At 44.8% G+C, this 17,304-nt stretch carries 13 protein-coding genes and 1 pseudogene; 2 read left to right on the forward strand and 12 right to left on the reverse strand.

Annotated features, from left to right (window positions below):
* The 11 genes and pseudogenes from ACQEXU_RS20355 to sixA form a co-directional block, all read right to left on the reverse strand.
* A pseudogene (locus ACQEXU_RS20355) lies at window positions 1–190 on the reverse strand (chemotaxis protein CheW); the annotation flags it as partial.
* Window positions 183–959 carry a ParA family protein gene (locus ACQEXU_RS20360; protein WP_427012101.1) on the reverse strand — a complete coding sequence of 259 codons (777 nt, stop codon included), beginning with the start codon at window positions 957–959 and terminating at the stop codon, window positions 183–185. The gene ACQEXU_RS20360 and the pseudogene ACQEXU_RS20355, both read right to left, overlap by 8 nt.
* 10 nt (window positions 960–969) lie before the next feature.
* The gene (locus ACQEXU_RS20365; protein ID WP_427012102.1) at window positions 970–2,091 is read right to left on the reverse strand and encodes a protein-glutamate methylesterase/protein-glutamine glutaminase; all 1,122 of its coding nucleotides are present in this window, start codon (window positions 2,089–2,091) and stop codon (window positions 970–972) included.
* Window positions 2,092–2,118: 27 nt separating this feature from the next.
* A complete protein-coding gene (locus ACQEXU_RS20370) occupies window positions 2,119–4,317 on the reverse strand; it encodes a chemotaxis protein CheA (RefSeq protein WP_427012103.1) in 2,199 nt (732 codons plus the stop codon).
* A 9-nt stretch (window positions 4,318–4,326) separates the two neighbouring features.
* A complete protein-coding gene (locus ACQEXU_RS20375; RefSeq protein ID WP_367986898.1) occupies window positions 4,327–5,046 on the reverse strand; it encodes a protein phosphatase CheZ in 720 nt (239 codons plus the stop codon).
* A 44-nt stretch (window positions 5,047–5,090) separates the two neighbouring features.
* Window positions 5,091–5,459: a chemotaxis response regulator CheY gene (cheY, locus tag ACQEXU_RS20380; protein ID WP_006879571.1), complete on the reverse strand. Its 369-nt coding sequence runs from the start codon at window positions 5,457–5,459 to the stop codon at window positions 5,091–5,093.
* Window positions 5,460–5,502: 43 nt separating this feature from the next.
* Window positions 5,503–6,237 (reverse strand): RNA polymerase sigma factor FliA, encoded by a 735-nt coding sequence (locus ACQEXU_RS20385; protein ID WP_367986899.1) that lies wholly within the window; start codon window positions 6,235–6,237, stop codon window positions 5,503–5,505.
* Window positions 6,230–7,117: a MinD/ParA family protein gene (locus ACQEXU_RS20390; protein ID WP_367986900.1), complete on the reverse strand. Its 888-nt coding sequence runs from the start codon at window positions 7,115–7,117 to the stop codon at window positions 6,230–6,232. Before ACQEXU_RS20390 ends, ACQEXU_RS20385 begins: the two co-directional genes overlap by 8 nt.
* A 13-nt stretch (window positions 7,118–7,130) precedes the next feature.
* A complete protein-coding gene (gene flhF / locus ACQEXU_RS20395; protein ID WP_427012104.1) occupies window positions 7,131–8,618 on the reverse strand; it encodes a flagellar biosynthesis protein FlhF in 1,488 nt (495 codons plus the stop codon).
* 31 nt (window positions 8,619–8,649) lie between these two features.
* Window positions 8,650–10,743, reverse strand: a complete 2,094-nt coding sequence (gene flhA / locus ACQEXU_RS20400; RefSeq protein ID WP_367986902.1) for a flagellar biosynthesis protein FlhA — start codon at window positions 10,741–10,743, stop codon at window positions 8,650–8,652.
* A gap of 116 nt (window positions 10,744–10,859) precedes the next feature.
* Window positions 10,860–11,324 (reverse strand): phosphohistidine phosphatase SixA, encoded by a 465-nt coding sequence (gene sixA, locus ACQEXU_RS20405; protein ID WP_367986903.1) that lies wholly within the window; start codon window positions 11,322–11,324, stop codon window positions 10,860–10,862.
* A 528-nt stretch (window positions 11,325–11,852) separates the two neighbouring features.
* Between sixA and ACQEXU_RS20410 the strand changes: the two genes are divergently transcribed.
* Window positions 11,853–14,627, forward strand: a complete 2,775-nt coding sequence (locus ACQEXU_RS20410; RefSeq protein ID WP_427012105.1) for an insulinase family protein — start codon at window positions 11,853–11,855, stop codon at window positions 14,625–14,627.
* 4 nt (window positions 14,628–14,631) lie between these two features.
* Here the strand turns inward: ACQEXU_RS20410 and ACQEXU_RS20415 are convergent, their stop codons facing one another.
* A complete protein-coding gene (locus ACQEXU_RS20415; protein WP_427012106.1) occupies window positions 14,632–15,228 on the reverse strand; it encodes a VOC family protein in 597 nt (198 codons plus the stop codon).
* 245 nt (window positions 15,229–15,473) lie between these two features.
* Between ACQEXU_RS20415 and argS the strand changes: the two genes are divergently transcribed.
* Entirely contained in the window at window positions 15,474–17,207 is a 1,734-nt protein-coding gene (argS, locus tag ACQEXU_RS20420) for an arginine--tRNA ligase (RefSeq protein ID WP_427012107.1), read from the forward strand.
* Window positions 17,208–17,304: the final 97 nt, after the last annotated feature.

The raw sequence follows: 17,304 nt of genomic DNA on the forward strand, positions 1-17,304 counted from the left end.
CTGGCTCTGGCTCTGGCTCTGGCTCTGGCTCTGGCTCTGGCTCTGGCTCTGGCTCTGGCTCTGGCTCTGGCTCTGCATTGATGTTGTCTTCGATACCTTCGAAATCAAGCTCTATGACTTCTTCCTCTAACAATGCAGAAAAATAGTCATCAAGCGCTTGTTCACTAGACAATAAGGTATTGTTACTCATCAATTGCTAACCTCTCTAAATAGATCAGCAATTGCTTGTACGCGAATACACCTCGACTTCCAGATGCGAAGTGAGACACTGGCAAATGTTTTAAACTCGCATCACGGAATTTGGTATCAATAGGAACAGCAGAAGACCACACTTGATTTGGATAGTCCTTTTTCAGTTGCTGTAGCGTTTGCAACGAAGCATTTGTGCGTTTGTCATACATCGTCGGAACAATGGTGACCTTGAAAGATTTGTTTCGCGATTTCTGCATAATAGCCAAAGTGCGAACCATTCTTTCCAATCCTTTCATTGCAAGAAACTCGGTCTGAACAGGAATGAGTATTCTGTCACTTGCAGCCAATGCATTGACCATCATGACACCAAGAATTGGAGGACAATCAATAAGTACATAATCGTACTTACCTTTTAGTGCCAACAACGCCCGCTTTAAAATTAAACCCATACCACTGCGGTTGCCCATCACTCGATCAAGCGTAGCTAACGACATATGTGCAGGTATTAAGTCAATGCCTTCAATATCTGAACGCATTACTAGAGGCATAACGGTATCTACGGAATACTCTTTTAACTGGAACAGGTCGAATAAACTTGCAGGCACACTATCTGAATCATAACCAAGGTAAGTTGTAAGAGAGGCGTGGGGATCCGTATCTACAAGCAGCACTCGCTTACCCTGCTTGCTCAGCAAACCAGCCAACGTAATGGTGGTCGTTGTTTTGCCCACGCCACCTTTCTGATTTGCAATACTCCATACGATCATAGCGAAACCTCTATGCTAAACCGACTTCCACAAGCATACGTTCCGCAATACGGTCTAACGGCAGATCTTCCGTTGATAACCCCGCTTTTGCAACAGCTTGTGGCATCCCATAAACAACGCAGCTCGCTTCATCTTGAGCCCATATTGTCGAACCCGCACCTTTGAGCATACGAGCACCTTCTCTACCATCAGCTCCCATACCTGTTAGCACCATAGAGAGGACTTTATCTGCATATATCTTTGCAGCGCTACCAAATGTCACATCCACACATGGCTTATAGTTCATACGCTCTCCACCATCGATGATGCGAAGTTTTGCAGAACCAGCTCGGCCATCAATCATCATTTGTTTTCCGCCTGGAGCCAGATAAGCCACACCTGGACGTAACGCATCTCCATCTTCAGCTTCTTTCACTTGGATCTTACATAGGGAGTTCAAACGACTGGCAAAGGCAGAAGTAAACGTCGCAGGCATATGCTGAATAAGAACAATCGGGTGAGGATAGTTCGCAGGCAACTTAGTCAGAATATTTTGCAATGCAACAGGACCGCCAGTAGATGTACCAATTGCGGTTAACTGATATTTCTTACCTGTAGCTTTGAAACGAGCAGCAGCTGACACTGCTTGTGTAGTTGGCCGCTTAGGTTGGGCTCCCGCAGCAGGCTTCGTCGCAGGACGCGTGGGTGTGCTGCTTGTAACAGGTTTACTCACAACATTACGACGCATCATTGTGCGACGCGAAGATATTTGAATTACTCTTTGTTGAAGCAAAGAAACCGCTTCATCTCGGTTTCTTGCAATGTCTTCAAACTTTTTAGGTAAAAAGTCCAAAGCACCAGCATCAAGTGCATCAAGTGTTGCTTTCGCACCATCATGAGTCAAAGATGAAAACATTAAGATTGGTGTAGGACTTTTTGCCATGATTTCACGGACGGCAGTAATACCGTCCATGACTGGCATTTCGATGTCCATCGTAATGACATCAGGTTTGAGTTTTAATGCTTTTTCGACCGCTTCTTTGCCATTCGTCGCGACATCAATCACCTCTAAACGAGGTTCTGAGTTAATAATTTCACTCACTCGACGACGGAAGAAACTCGAATCATCAACAACTAATACTCTAATTGCCATAGTTTTCCTTATTAACTTATGTACAACTTAGATTCGAGAAGCAGCCGCATACTGCTTAAGCAAATCTGGTACATCAAGGATGAGTGCGATATGACCATCACTAGTGATCGTTGCACCTGCCATACCCGGTGTGCCTTGAAGTAAGTTATCAAGAGGCTTGATGACCACCTCTTCTTGACCAATTAATGTATCAACAACAAAACCAACACGCTGGCTGCCAATTTGAACAATTACAACATGGCCGTGACCTTTGCGCAGTTCAACTTGCCCCAGATGTGGTGCAAGCCAGTTTTGCAAGTAGAACAAAGGAATTGATTTTTCGCGGACGATAATCGTCAACTGACCATCAACAACATTGGTTCGGCTAAGATCTAAATGGAAAATTTCATTAACACTCGCTAGAGGCAAAGCAAACGGGTGATTTGCGACACCAACCATTAATGTAGGTAAGATTGCTAACGTCAACGGAACCTTGATTGTAATCTTGGTGCCCTTGCCCATCTCAGAGTCAATATCAATCGAACCGTTTAACGTGTTGATGGCTGTTTTTACTACGTCCATCCCTACACCACGGCCTGAGATATCTGAAATCTGCTCTTTACTTGAGAAACCAGGCATAAAGATAAGGTTAAAGCACTCTTTGTCCGTCAGACGTGACGCGGCATCTTCATCCATAATGCCACGTTTGACAGCGATGCCACGCAACTTATCTGGGTCCATACCACCACCATCATCAACGATGGCCAATTCAATATGATCACCTTCTTGAGCAGCAGATAGAATCACTTTACCCGTTCTAGGTTTACCTGCTTTCACTCGAGCTTCTGGCATTTCTATACCATGGTCCACGGAGTTACGAACTAAGTGAATCAAAGGATCGGCTAGTGCCTCAACTAAGTTCTTATCTAAATCCGTATCCTCACCTCGCATTTCAAGCGTGATGTCTTTATTCAGGCTACGCGCCAAGTCACGAACGACTCGAGGGAAGCGACCAAAAACTTTCTTAATTGGTTGCATGCGCGTTTTCATTACCGCGCCTTGAAGATCAGCCGTAACGACATCTAAGTTCGCCACCGCTTTCGACATTTCCTCGTCGTTACTATTTAAACCTAAGCTTAATAGTCGGTTACGAACTAACACCAATTCTCCAACCATATTCATGATGGTATCGAGAGTCGAGGTATCGACACGAACCGTCGCTTCAGCTTGTGGTTTTTTCGCTTGAGTCGCAGGTGGCGCTGCGTCTTTTTTTGCAGGTGGTTTAGCTGCCGGGGCTTCTGCCGGTTTAGGAGCTGCTTTAGGCTCTGGTGCTGCTGGAGCAGTTGCCGCTACGGGCTCTGCCTTTGGTGTCGCAGGTTTTGTTGCTGCGTCAAGTTCTTCGATAGAAGGACCTTTACCTGAACCGTGTAAGTCATCGAGAAGTTTTTCGAATTCTTCATCGGTCATAAGATCGCCATCCGCGCCCGCTGATTGGGCAAGTGATGGAGTGGCAGGAGCTGCAGTTGGGGCTGTTGGTGCTGATTCTTTACCAGGGCCTTTACCTGAACCATGAAGCTCATCGAGTAGTTTTTCAAACTCATCGTCTGTGATATCACCACCCATATCAGCTGCTGGGCTAGACTCAACTGGCGCGCTGGCGGCATCTGCACCAGGTGCTCCGCCTTGACCATGCAATTCATCAAGTAGCTTTTCAAACTCATCTTGAGTAATTTCATCAATAGAACTAGCTGACGTTTCTGGCGTAGCTTCAGGCTGTACCACAGGCTCTGGTTCAGCTGCAACAACTTCTGGAGCCTCTTCAACAACAGGCTGTTCTGCCACATCTTCGTCTTCAGTTGCAGGCTTGCTTAGACGATGTAACTCATCCAACAAGGACTGTTCTGCTGGTGGCAGGGCGTCCCGGTCTTGAACCGCTTGAAACTGTTCATTAACGGTGTCTAATGCTTTGAGCATGGTATCCATTAAGCTGGCCGTAACTTCACGCTGACCATTTCGCAAGATATCAAACACATTCTCTGCACCATGGCAAGTGTCGACAAGTTCTGTCAGAGATAGGAAACCTGCCCCACCTTTAACAGTGTGGAACCCACGGAAAATTGCATTCAGAAGATCTCTATCTTCTGGGTTGTTCTCCAGTTCCACTAACTGCTCAGATAGAAGCTCTAGGATTTCTCCTGCTTCAACTAAAAAGTCCTGAAGAATGTCTTCGTCTAAATCGTAGCTCATACGTTACCTCTAAAACCCAAGACTTGAGAGTAAGTCATCGACTTCGTCTTGTGATGAAACCGCATCTTCCCTCTCGTGAGGGTTCAGAATTGGTCCCTCAGGGTCGATTGAATCTTTATTCTTTTTATTTGCGACTTCTTCCAACTGACTTGCACCAAATGCCGTCAGAATTTCGACCAAACGAGATTCAACTTCACTCACAAGAGTGATGACTCGACGAATGATCTGACCGGTTAAGTCTTGGAAGTCTTGAGCCATGAGAATTTCAGTCAGTTGACCTCTAAGCTCTGAGCTGTCACCTTCAACCTGTCCTAACAAGTTGTCAATGCGGTGGCACAGTGCTTTAAATTCTGCTAACTCAATACGGCCATGCATCAATTCGTTCCACTGGGGACGTACTTGAAGCAAGCCTTCATGTAGGTTGTCGGCAATCGGCATACAGCGATCGACAGCATCCATGGTTTTGTTGGCTGCGACTTCTGTTTTGTCAATGACGTATTGAAGGCGATCCCTTGCATCTGGGATTTCGTCATTGGCTATTTCCGTCATGCGTTCATCTAATTGGAACTGCGTCAAAGAGTCGTGCAGGTCTCTAGTAAGCTCTCCGATCTCCTGTAACATAGGATTCGAAGCTTTTTCATAGATCCCCTTTACGAGTTGGTCTGCTTCTTCTTGCTGACCTTCTTCTAACAGCTCAACAAGTTGTTTCGCCTGTTCTAATGAAATCATCCTGAATTGGCCTTTATCGGCTGAACATTAAGTCAACTTTATGACTATAAGCGCTCAAAAATTTTATCTAGTTTTTCTTTTAGAGTAGCTGCTGTGAATGGCTTAACGATGTATCCGTTTACACCAGCCTGAGCAGCTTCGATAATTTGTTCGCGTTTTGCTTCTGCCGTGATCATCAGCACTGGTAAGTGCTTCAGTTCATCATCTGCACGGATATGTTTTAAAAGGTCAATACCTTGCATACCAGGCATGTTCCAGTCAGTTACCACAAAGTCAAACTCACCTTTCTTGAGCATAGGCAACGCAGTTAGGCCATCATCTGCTTCCTGGGTGTTATTGAAGCCCAAATCACGAAGTAGATTTTTAACGATACGGCGCATTGTTGAAAAATCATCAACAATAAGGATCTTCATATTTTTATTCAAAATTGCCTCCACTGATTTCGATGTCAGTGATTTATTCATTATTTGTCCATGCACTCAACTTTGTGCGTAGACGCTGCATTGATTGGCTCAGTATTTGGCTAACTCGAGATTCGCTAACTCCAATTACCTCGCCGATTTCTTTTAAGTTTAACTCTTCATCATAATAGAGCGAAAGTACCAAAGCTTCACGTTCTGGAAGCGATTTTATTGATTCTATTAAAGCTTTGCGGAAAAATTCATCAGCCACTCCGCTAAACGGGTTGTTTTCGTCACTGTCATCACCGTGAGTAATCACATCTTCTGACACACCGAGATCTTCTATTCCAACTAAACGAGAACAGTTGATATCCGTTAAAACAGTATGATATTGACCAAGACTCATGTTGAGGTGTTTTGCAACTTCTGCATCAGTTGGATCTCGATTCAACTCACCTTCAAGTTCAGCAATGGCTTGGCTAATTTCTCGGTTATGTTTGTGAACAGAACGCGGCACCCAATCCCCACGACGAATATCATCAAGCATAGCCCCGCGAATCCGGATCCCTGCATAGGTTTCAAAACTCGCCCCTTTACTACCGTCATAGTTCTTTTGCGCTTCCAAAAGGCCAATCATGCCCGCTTGGATCAGGTCTTCAACCTGTACACTCGGAGGTAAACGCCCAAGCAAATGATGTGCTATGCGTTTTACCAGTACCGAGTATTTCTCCAGAAATGCTCGCTGGCTATTTTGGTTAGCATACTGGTCATACGTCAGCGCTTTATTCACCAAATGGTTCCTCTAACATCTCCGAACGATGAAGTAAGCGTTCTACAAAAAACTCGAGATGGCCACTTGGCGTTTTCGGAATTGGCCAAGTGAGCGCTTTATTTGCCAACGAACCTAATGCTAATGACGCTGGCGATCTCGGGAACGCATCAACAACAATCTTTTGTTTTTTAACTGCTTGCCGCACTTTATCATCTAATGGAATGCAGGCTACCAGCTCAAGGCTCACATTTAAGAATCGCTCTGTGACCAAAGTCAACTTTGCAAACAATTCCCTGCCTTCACGATAGCTTCTGACCATATTTGCAACAATTTTAAACCTTTGTACCTGATGGTCTTTACTCAATAGTTTAATTAAAGCATATGCATCAGTAATTGACGTAGGTTCATCACAAACAACGACAACGACATCTTGAGCGGCACGTGAAAAGCTAACTACCATGTCAGAAATGCCTGCTGCGGTATCGATGATCAGCACATCCATTTCTTCTTCCAGGCTACCAAAGGCACGAATCAAGCCAACATGCTGTGCGTGGGTAAGCTCCGTCATGGATTGGGTCCCAGATGTCGCTGGAATGATTCTAATTCCGTAGGGTCCTTCTACAATCGCATCTTGGAGGTCGCATTCACCTGCAAGTACGTGACCAAGGTTACGCTTAGGTCGAATGCCTAGCATTACATCAACATTCGCCAATCCTAGGTCAGCGTCTAACACCATGACTTTTTTACCTTGGCGAGCCATACAGATCGCCATTCCCAAAGCCACATTTGATTTACCAACACCACCTTTACCACCAGTAACAGAAATTACTTTGGTCAATGATGGTTTCGTTAAACGGCGTAAACCGCTTGCTTGGTCATGTATCATATTTTCAGTCATAATCGTCCGCCGCCTAGAACCTTTCCGCTTCGCTAGTCCAGTAGTGAGGTTCGTTGTCTGTCGACTTTTCCAGTAATTCGTTCGCTTTCGCTACCATGTATTTAGGTTGCGCAATCACTATATCTTCCGGCACACGTTGTCCATTGGCGATATAAGCAACAGGTAGAGCATTTTGAATTACCACACTTACAAACTCACCCAGGCTGAGTGACTCATCCAATTTCGTCATGATGCACCCAGAGAGAGGGATTCTTCTGAAGTGATCGATCGTTTCTTGTAGCACTTTTCGTTGCGCTGTTGCCGGTAACACTAAGTAGCTATGAATAACTTCACCACTTTCTTGCATTAACGTATCCAACTGCTCAGATAAGCGTACGTCTCGCTGCCCCATACCTGCTGTATCAACCAAAATTAGACGACGATTTCTCAATTGATATATTACATCGGCTAACTCGTTGGAATCTTTAGCAACTTTTACAGGACATCCCATAATTCTTCCGTAAATGGCGAGCTGCTCATGTGCGCCAATTCGGTAGGTATCTGTTGTAACTAACGCGACATTGTCAGAGCCATACTCCATGGCTGCTCTCGCTGCTAGTTTTGCAATCGTAGTTGTTTTTCCAACCCCAGTCGGTCCGAGCAAAGCAACTACACCACCACGTTTAAGAATATCTTGCTTAGACACTGGTACTTGATCAGCCACTAATCCAAGTAACGCCTTCCAAGCCTTTGTCGGTGGGGTATCTTCAGGAATATAACAAGCCAACTGATCCGCTAATTCAGATGAAACTCCCATTCGTTCCAACCGTTTAATTAACATGGCTCGAAGCGGCTCACGTCGCTCAACTTCTTGCCACATCAACCCAGAAACCTGATGCTCCAGTAAACGCCGAATTGAGGTCATTTCTTCACGCATCTCTTCCAGCTCTTCATTTCCAACATTGGCTTCCTGTTGGCGAGCACGTTCAAATCGGCTTGGGTCGAGTCTAGGCTGTGGCTTTTCAACTCTTCTGTCTTCTGCAATAAGGCGAGCTAACGGAGAATCCTCTTTCAACTGCACTCCATTGCTTGAACCATTACGTTGCTCACGCGCTGCAGTTTGTCTTTTCAATAACGCAGTCAGTGAGTCATCTTCTGGCTTTGCGCGCTCTTCAGTCTCAGGTCTACCGTGACTGTATTGCTTAAGCATACTGGCAAACTTCTTGGTCATTGAACCTCCTGAGTTTGCACTAGACTGCAGGCTGACTCGATCTTCATCCAGTTCTCTTGAAGAAGCTGAGCCAGTTAGACGAGGCGACACCTGAGTGGGAGTATGGCGTGGATTAGAGCTATAGCTGTTACCCGCTTGTCCACTTCCCGACTCTCCATCCACCGCCGCTACGATTTCAACACCACCTGCGACTTTTTTATTAGACATAATCACAGCATCTACCCCAAGTTCCTCTTTCACTTGAAGTAGAGCTGTACGCATGTCTTTGGCAAAAAATCGTTTAATTTTCAAATTGATATCCGTTATTCAAACTGCAACAGAATTAGTTCCCAACGGCCTGGACTATTCGTATTTGTTTCTCATCTGGGATTTCTTGGTATGAAAGAACCCGTAGTGATGGAATCGTATTTTTCACGAATTTAGCCAGCGTGGAGCGCAATACCCCAGAAGTCAGTAGTACGGCGGGTTCGCCTTTGAGCTCTTGCTCTTGTGTCGCCTGACTTAGTGATACCTGCAGCCTTTCAGCAAGTCCTGGTTCAATACCCGCGGACTCCCCTCCTGACGCCTGCATTGTCTGATGCAATATCTGTTCCAGCTCAGGAATCAGGGTAATCACTGGCAACTCAGGCTCTATCCCATTGATTTCTTGGACAATTAGTCGTTTCAGAGAAATACGAACAGCCGCTGTTAGGATGTCGGGTTCTTGACTCTTACTCGAATACTCGGACAAGGTTTGAACAATTGTCCTGATGTCCCGAATTGGCACCGCTTCATTGAGTAAGTTTTGCAGTACTTTTACGACTACGCCAAGAGAAAGTTGATCTGGTACAAAACTCTCGACCAGTTTAGGCGCTGAACGTCCCAGCATTTCCAGCAAGTTCTGCACTTCTTCATGGCCAATTAATAAGGAGGCATTATTGGTCAACATTTGGCTAAGATGAGTCGCCAGCACAGTAGATGAGTCGACCACCGTATAACCTAACGCTTGCGCGTGTTCACGCTGCTCTTCACGGATCCATACCGCTTCTAAACCAAATGCTGGGTCAACCGTCGCTTCACCATCAATCATGCCGTAAACTTGGCCTGGGTTGATGGCCAGTTCCTGATCTGGCCTGATTTCAGCTTCACCTACCGCGACCCCCATTAAAGTGATTCGATAGCTGTTTGGTGTCAGTTCAAGATTATCCCGAATATGTACTGCTGGAATGAGGAAACCAAAGTCTTGTGACAGTTTCTTACGCACCCCTTTCACGCGTTCAAGTAACTCGCCCCCTTGATCACGGTCGACCAATGGGATCAATCGATAACCCACTTCCAGACCAATGATATCGACTGGTTGTACGTCATCCCATGAAAGCTCTTTCGGTGTTGGTGCTTCAGCTTCAGCGGTTGCTGGAAGGTTTTCTTTATTCTCGGCCGTTTTCTGTTTACGCTTGATCCAATACGCTCCAGCGCCTGCCAACACAGCTAATAAAAGGAACGCGAAATGCGGCATGCCGGGTACGACACCCATCACCGCAAGAATGCCGGCAGTAATCATTAATGCTTTAGGATTATCAAACATCTGGAACACAACTTGTTGTCCCATGTCTTCATCCGCATTTTGACGCGTTACCATGATGGCTGCGCCAATAGAAAGTAACAGCGACGGGATTTGCGCAACGAGACCATCACCGATGGTTAGCAGAGTATAAATCTCAATCGCTTCGCCAAACCCTAGTCCATATTGCGCCATACCGATAGATAAACCACCGATGATGTTAATGAACAGGATCAAAATACCGGCAATTGCATCACCTTTAACAAACTTAGACGCACCATCCATCGAACCGTAGAAGTCCGCCTCTTTCGTCACTTCTTGACGACGCGTTCGCGCTTGATCTTGATCGATCAAACCCGCGTTTAGGTCTGCATCAATCGCCATCTGCTTACCCGGTAATGCATCCAATGTAAAACGCGCGCTGACTTCAGAGATACGCCCTGCACCTTTGGTCACGACCATAAAGTTAATGATCATCAAGATAAGGAATACAACCAGACCGACTGCGTAGTTGCCACCAATTACCACACTACCGAACGCTTCAATGACACTACCAGCTGCACCAGGGCCTTCATGACCATACAGTAATACAACACGTGTGGAAGCTACGTTAAGTGCAAGACGTAAAAGCGTAGAAATTAAAAGAACAGTCGGAAATGCAGCGAAATCTAATGGGCGACGGGTATACACCGTCACCAATAATACGACCATCGCGAGGGCTATGTTGAATGTGAAAAAGAGGTCAAGCAAGAAGGCCGGGATCGGTAATACCACCATGGCCAAGGTTGCCAAAACCATCACTGGGGCACCGATGGCTGGCATCGCACGTTGTGGGATCGGAGGCAGTTTATCCGCGAACGGCAAGGTAAATTTCATAGACTCGCTAATAATATTAAAAAATAATAACTTAGCTCATCTATGCAATTTTTAGTCCAGTATTTATGTCAAATAAATGGCTATAAAAAATACACATTTTATAGCCATTGGAGAGGTTATGGTTGGATATTCCAAAGCATGTCCCCTTGACGTGTCGAAGGATCAAACTCAATGCAAACAAGTCCTGATGTGGGAAACATCGGCGGCACCATCTCTGGAACAAATTCGGCAGTCAGATACCCAACTAAAGGCAGGTGAGAGACGAGAAGTACCGACGTCAGATTCTCATGCTCAATCAACGCTGTCACGTATTCAAAGACCTGCTCCGATTCACCATATGGCGTAATATCATCACAAATTTCTACATCTTTTGCTAAAAACTGTTTCGCAATGACTTGCCACGTTTCTTGAGCGCGTAAGTAAGGGCTTACTAAAACTTTATCAAATTGCTTAAAACCTTGTTCTACACATGCACGAGAAACAGCGGCAGAGGCTGAATGACCTCTTGCTGTCAGGGCTCTCTCTGCGTCACTGGCGGCGTAATGCTCCGCCTCTCCATGACGCATAATAAAAATCTTCATGGATAATTCCCATTTTCTTCATTGGCAGCACACAAGCTGCTTGAATTTTTTATTGAGACACAAGATCTCTTATTCTACTTCCCAAAGTCATGACAGCCACTCAATGAGTAAAACAGACTTTGACTATCAATAATTATATCAAGTGAACGATTAAAGACATGGACTTTCTTAACAAAGTCATTACTAATATGATGATGTCACAATGAAGTTCGTGTTTTTACTGCCACGAAACTACAAATCAATTAGTTTTAACAAAAATATTATTAGTAGATACTTTACAACATGCATTGAAGATAAAAATGCATTGTCCCAAAAACTTATATCGACTCATATTTCTTGTTAAGAGGCTTTGCAGCCGCTCGTTTCCGGTTCATACTTATATTCTATAGATGCCGTACGCAATTTTCAGAACCGCACCAACAAGTTGGTTACAAAGTCGCGATTTGAAGACACTGAGCACCACTTCGCTCACTCTGACGCAACACCTGTTTCGTTACTAAACACCATTACCCCTCATGGAGATATGCTGTGCATTTAAGCCCAAATGATACGAATCAATACCGCTATCTGACGTTGAGTAACGGTTTACGAGCATTACTCATTCAAGATACAAATGCTCAAAAATCTGCCGCTGCCCTCGCGGTGAATGTCGGTCACTTTGACGACCCCTCCGACCGTGAAGGTTTGGCACATTATCTAGAACACATGCTGTTTTTGGGGACGGAAAAATACCCTAAGGTTGGTGAGTTTCAAAGCTTTATTAGCCAACATGGAGGGTCGAATAACGCATGGACAGGCACGGAACACACTTGCTTTTTCTTTGATGTCAGCAATAGTGCCTTTGAGAATGCTCTGGAACGATTTGCGCAGTTTTTTTCCGCCCCATTATTTAACTCAGAAGCACTCGATAAAGAACGCCAAGCCGTTGAATCTGAATACAAGTTAAAGTTAAACGATGATGCCCGACGTTTGTACCAAGTAAACAAAGAGGTCATCAATCCCGCGCATCCTTTTGCCAAGTTTTCAGTTGGCAACCTCGAAACATTAGGTGATCGGGATGGGCAGTCTATTCGCGATGAAATCGTCGATTTTCATTACCACCAATATTCAGCCGATATTATGACTCTCTCACTTATCAGCCCTGAACCGCTAAATGAGCAAGAAGAGAGCGTAAGAAAATACTTTGCTTCCATTCCAAATCATCAGTTAGCAGGGAAATCGCTCCATGTTCCCTATGCTGATGAAAACTCGACAGGTATCTTCGTTTGCGTCGAACCTCTCAAGGAAATACGAAAACTCACTCTCGCATTTCCATTAGAGAGTATGGACGAGCATTATCAGACCAAACCTCTCTCCTACTTCGCCCATTTATTGGGGTACGAAGGAGAAAACAGTTTGATGCTTACACTCAAAGATCAAGGCTGGATAACATCTCTCTCAGCTGGAGGAGGTGTTAGCGGCAGCAATTACAGAGAGTTCACTATAAGTTGCGCATTAACAGAGGAAGGTATCGCGCATTCTGACGATATTATTCAGGCAATTTTTGCTTATATTGAACTCATCAAGAAAGAGGGTTTTGATGAATGGCGCTATTTAGAGAAACAGGCCGTACTTGAGTCTGCCTTCCAATTCCAAGAGCCAACTCGCCCGATGGATCTTGTCAGTCACCTCGTAGTCAATATGCAGCACTACGCTTCAGAGCATACCATTTATGGTGACTACATGATGGTAGAGTACCAAGAAACCTTGTTACGTTCGCTTATTGAACAATTGTGCGTTGAGAACGTTCGTGTCACTTTAGTCGCGCAAGGGCAAACATACGACCGTGAAGCGAAGTGGTATTTCACCCCTTATTCCGTCAAGCCTTTTACCACTACCCAGATTGAACACTTTAAGCAACGCAGTGCGCTGTCATTTTCACTCCCAGATAAAAACCCATTCATTTGCTACGATTTAGAACCTAAAGCGATCGAAGAGCAGATCACAACGCCACATGTGATCGAAGAACTGCCCGGCTTCAAACTCTGGCACATGCAAGATACAGAATTTCGCGTACCTAAAGGTGTTGTCTACGTTGCCATTGATAGCCCTTATGCAGTCGAAAATCCAAGAAACATCGTCATGACACGCCTATGTGTTGAGATGTTCCTTGATTCGTTAGCAAAAGAGACCTATCAAGCTGAAATAGCAGGCATGGGTTATAACATGTATGCACACCAAGGCGGCGTGACACTGACGATTTCTGGATTTAGTCAAAAACAACCTGAGCTAATGAAAATGATTTTGGCTCGCTTTGCTCAGCGAGAGTTCAATGCTAAGCGTTTCGAAACCATAAAGACTCAGCTGCTAAGAAACTGGCGTAACTCTTCACAAGATCGTCCAATATCGCAACTTTTCAATGCAATGACAGGTATTCTTCAACCAAACAACCCTCCTTATCATGCCTTACTAGAAGCTTTAGAAGGGATAGAAGTTGAAGAACTAGCACCATTTGTAGACAAAATACTAACAACATTACATGTTGAAATGTTTGTCTATGGAGACTGGGACAAACAAGCCGCTTATCAACTGGGCAGCACATTAAAAGACGCCTTACGAGTAAAAAACCAGACTTATCAAGAATCCCTCAGACCGTTGATCATGCTCGGTGAAAATGGAACCTTTCAAAAAGAAGTTCATTGTGATCAAGAAGATTCTGCGATCGTGCTTTACTATCAATGTGAAGATACATCACCAAGAAACATTGCCCTCTATTCACTGGCAAATCACTTGATGTCTGCAACTTTCTTCCATGAGATCCGCACCAAACAGCAACTCGGATATATGGTGGGGACAGGTAACATGCCGCTCAACAAACATCCTGGGATCGTTCTATATGTGCAATCACCAAATGCTGCGCCCAGTGAACTGCTCAATTCAATTGATGAATTTCTCAATGCTTTTTATATGGTGTTATTAGAGCTCAATGAATACCAATGGCATTCGAGCAAACGCGGATTATGGAACCAAATCGCGACACCAGATACCACGCTGAGAGGACGAGCACAGCGCCTTTGGGTCGCCATTGGTAACAAGGACTGCGAGTTTAACCAGCGTGAAAAGGTGTTAGAGGAACTCAAACCGCTCTCACGCAGCGACATGATCCGGTTCGTGGTGAATCAGCTCAAGCCTCGCACTGCAAATCGCCTCATCATGCACACTCAAGGCAACGCGCATGATGATGAGGAGAAGCTCAGTATTGGTTTAAAGATTGGATCGATTGAGGAATTTCAACTACGACCCAAAGACACTGAGCTCGGTTAGCTACTTAAGCTTGCTCGGATGCCACAATTGCCTTAAGTGAATGTGGGTGAAGCTTAATACACACCCCTTGCCACTTAAACGCAACCGTCGGATTATTTAATCGCTCTCCTTCCCCTTTTGGGCTGGAGAGCTTTATTTTCACCCCTTGTTCACTCAACCTAACCCAGTTTTCAGCTAGCTTAGGGAAATGGGCCTTAATATCTTCCAAATACGCTTCTGCAGTCAACGCCGTTGAAGGGATAACAAACTCCACATGTTCCCAACTCTGTTCAGGGTATTGTTTACCTGGAGCCGGGTAAGGCAGCTCTAAGCACTCAATCGGACCAAAATCGGTCTCTAATGGTTGGTTAAAAGCCATGACAATAATTGGACGACCGTTTATTTGAGCATTTGACAGCTCGTTTGCTTGCTTTAGCCACTCCATATGTGCCAGTTTTGCCAATTCAACATCGTTGATCCGAAGCGCAATATGATCGGCTTGAAAGTCTGCCAAATTAATATGCAAAATCTCGCTTAAATCTTGAATTTTATGCATAAAATCAGTCAACTTACCTTTCATCTGAGCTGGCATTAATTCCGCATCTAACAGTGCTTGTGACATTTTAATCCATCCAAAACGTTGATTTTTCCGCAATACTAACAAGATCATCAGGAAAAGTAGAAAATTTCCCAAATTACTCCCTATAAGCCAAGCAATAAAGTTGGTATTATGTGCGCCAAATTATGAACTAGATCGAGATATGCATTCATTCCGTTGAGATGGATATTATTCCGTAAATACCCACAGCAAAGCGGAACATTAAGAATGCATACCCAACCAATTCCCGAGAATTGAAGGAAGCGCGTGTGAATATCCAAGCACTTATTAACGACAAAGTATCTCAGGCTTTAGAAGCCGCTGGCGCACCTGCAGGCAGTCCTGCGGCAGTTCGTCAATCTGCAAAACCACAGTTTGGTGATTACCAAGCAAATGGTGTGATGGGCGTTGCAAAAAAATTAGGCACGAATCCACGCGAATTTGCACAAAAAGTATTGGATGTTCTAGATCTTGACGGTATTGCGAGTAAAACAGAAATCGCAGGCCCTGGCTTTATCAATATTTTCTTAAGTGAAGAGTTCCTTGCTAAGCAAGCAGAGCTAGCCCTGTCTGATTCACGCTTAGGCGTTGCTGCTGAAGAACAGAAAACAATTGTTGCTGATTACTCAGCTCCAAACGTTGCTAAAGAGATGCACGTTGGTCACCTACGTTCAACTATCATCGGTGATGCAGTTGTTCGCACCCTAGAATTCTTAGGTCACAAAGTAATCCGTGCTAACCACATTGGTGACTGGGGTACTCAGTTCGGCATGCTTATCGCTAACTTAGAACGCGTACAAAAAGAGTCTGGCGAAGTTTCAATGGAACTGTCTGACCTTGAAGCCTTCTACCGTGAATCTAAAAAACTATACGATGAAGACGAAGAGTTTGCAGTAAAAGCACGTAACTACGTGGTTAAGCTACAAGGTGGTGACGAGTACTGCGCTGAGATGTGGAAGAAGCTGGTTGACGTTACTATGGTACAAAACCAACGCAACTACGATCGCCTAAACGTTTCTCTAACGCGTGACGACGTTATGGGTGAGAGCATGTACAACGACATGCTACCGGGCATCGTGGCTGACCTTAAACAGCAAGGTCTGGCACAAGAAGATGACGGCGCGCAAGTTGTATTTCTAGATGAATACAAGAACAAAGACGGCGAAGCGATGGGTGTAATCATCCAAAAACGTGATGGTGGTTTCCTATACACCACTACGGATATCGCTTGTGCTAAGTACCGTTACGAAACACTAGGCGCTGACCGCGTACTTTACTTCATCGACTCACGTCAGCACCAACACCTCATGCAAGCTTGGACTATCGTTCGTAAAGCAGGTTATGTGCCAGAAGAAGTATCACTAGAGCACCACGCATTCGGCATGATGCTAGGTAAAGATGGTCGTCCATTTAAGACTCGTGCAGGCGGTACGGTTCGTTTAGCAGATCTTCTTGATGAAGCTCAAGAGCGTGCAATCAAACTGATTGAATCAAAGAACCCAGAGCTAGACGCAGACGAAAAAGCCAACATCGCGAACACAGTAGCGATGGCTGCAGTTAAGTACGCTGACCTTTCTAAGCACCGTACTACAGACTACGTGTTTGACTGGGACAACATGCTGGCATTCGAAGGCAACACAGCGCCTTACATGCAGTACGCTTACACTCGTGTATCTTCTATCTTCGCTAAAGCGGGTATCTCTATGGATAACCTAGCAGGCGAAATCAAAGTGACTGAAGATAAAGAAAAAGCACTAATCGCTAAACTTCTACAGTTTGAAGAAGCGGTACAATCTGTTGCTCGTGAAGGTCAACCACACATCATGTGTAGCTACCTATTCGAACTAGCAGGTCAGTTCTCAAGCTTCTACGAAGCGTGCCCAATTCTTAACACTGAAGATGAATCAGTGAAGCAGAGTCGCCTGAAACTTGCAGCACTGACTGCGAAGACGATTAAGCAAGGTCTATCTCTACTAGGTATCGAAACGCTAGAGCGCATGTAATTAAGCATCAAGCTTTAAGATAATCAGAAAGGTTGGCGTGAAAGCGTCAACCTTTTGTTTTATATGGCGTATACTGACTTCATTCAATGCAAAAATG

The sequence above is a fragment of the Vibrio sp. TRT 21S02 genome (assembly GCF_050113675.1).
Lineage (GTDB): Bacteria > Pseudomonadota > Gammaproteobacteria > Enterobacterales > Vibrionaceae > Vibrio.

Excerpts from the sequence above, each read along its gene's own strand:
- cheY (WP_006879571.1), bottom strand. The coding sequence starts at position 5,459 with ATGAAGATCCTTATTGTTGATGATTTTTCAACAATGCGCCGTATCGTT.
- sixA (WP_367986903.1), bottom strand. The coding sequence starts at position 11,324 with ATGAAGATTTTTATTATGCGTCATGGAGAGGCGGAGCATTACGCCGCC.
- ACQEXU_RS20365 (WP_427012102.1), bottom strand. The coding sequence starts at position 2,091 with ATGGCAATTAGAGTATTAGTTGTTGATGATTCGAGTTTCTTCCGTCGT.
- ACQEXU_RS20360 (WP_427012101.1), bottom strand. The coding sequence starts at position 959 with ATGATCGTATGGAGTATTGCAAATCAGAAAGGTGGCGTGGGCAAAACA.
- ACQEXU_RS20370 (WP_427012103.1), bottom strand. The coding sequence starts at position 4,317 with ATGAGCTACGATTTAGACGAAGACATTCTTCAGGACTTTTTAGTTGAA.
- ACQEXU_RS20415 (WP_427012106.1), bottom strand. The coding sequence starts at position 15,228 with ATGTCACAAGCACTGTTAGATGCGGAATTAATGCCAGCTCAGATGAAA.
- ACQEXU_RS20375 (WP_367986898.1), bottom strand. The coding sequence starts at position 5,046 with ATGATTTCATTAGAACAGGCGAAACAACTTGTTGAGCTGTTAGAAGAA.
- ACQEXU_RS20390 (WP_367986900.1), bottom strand. The coding sequence starts at position 7,117 with ATGACTGAAAATATGATACATGACCAAGCAAGCGGTTTACGCCGTTTA.
- flhA (WP_367986902.1), bottom strand. The coding sequence starts at position 10,743 with ATGAAATTTACCTTGCCGTTCGCGGATAAACTGCCTCCGATCCCACAA.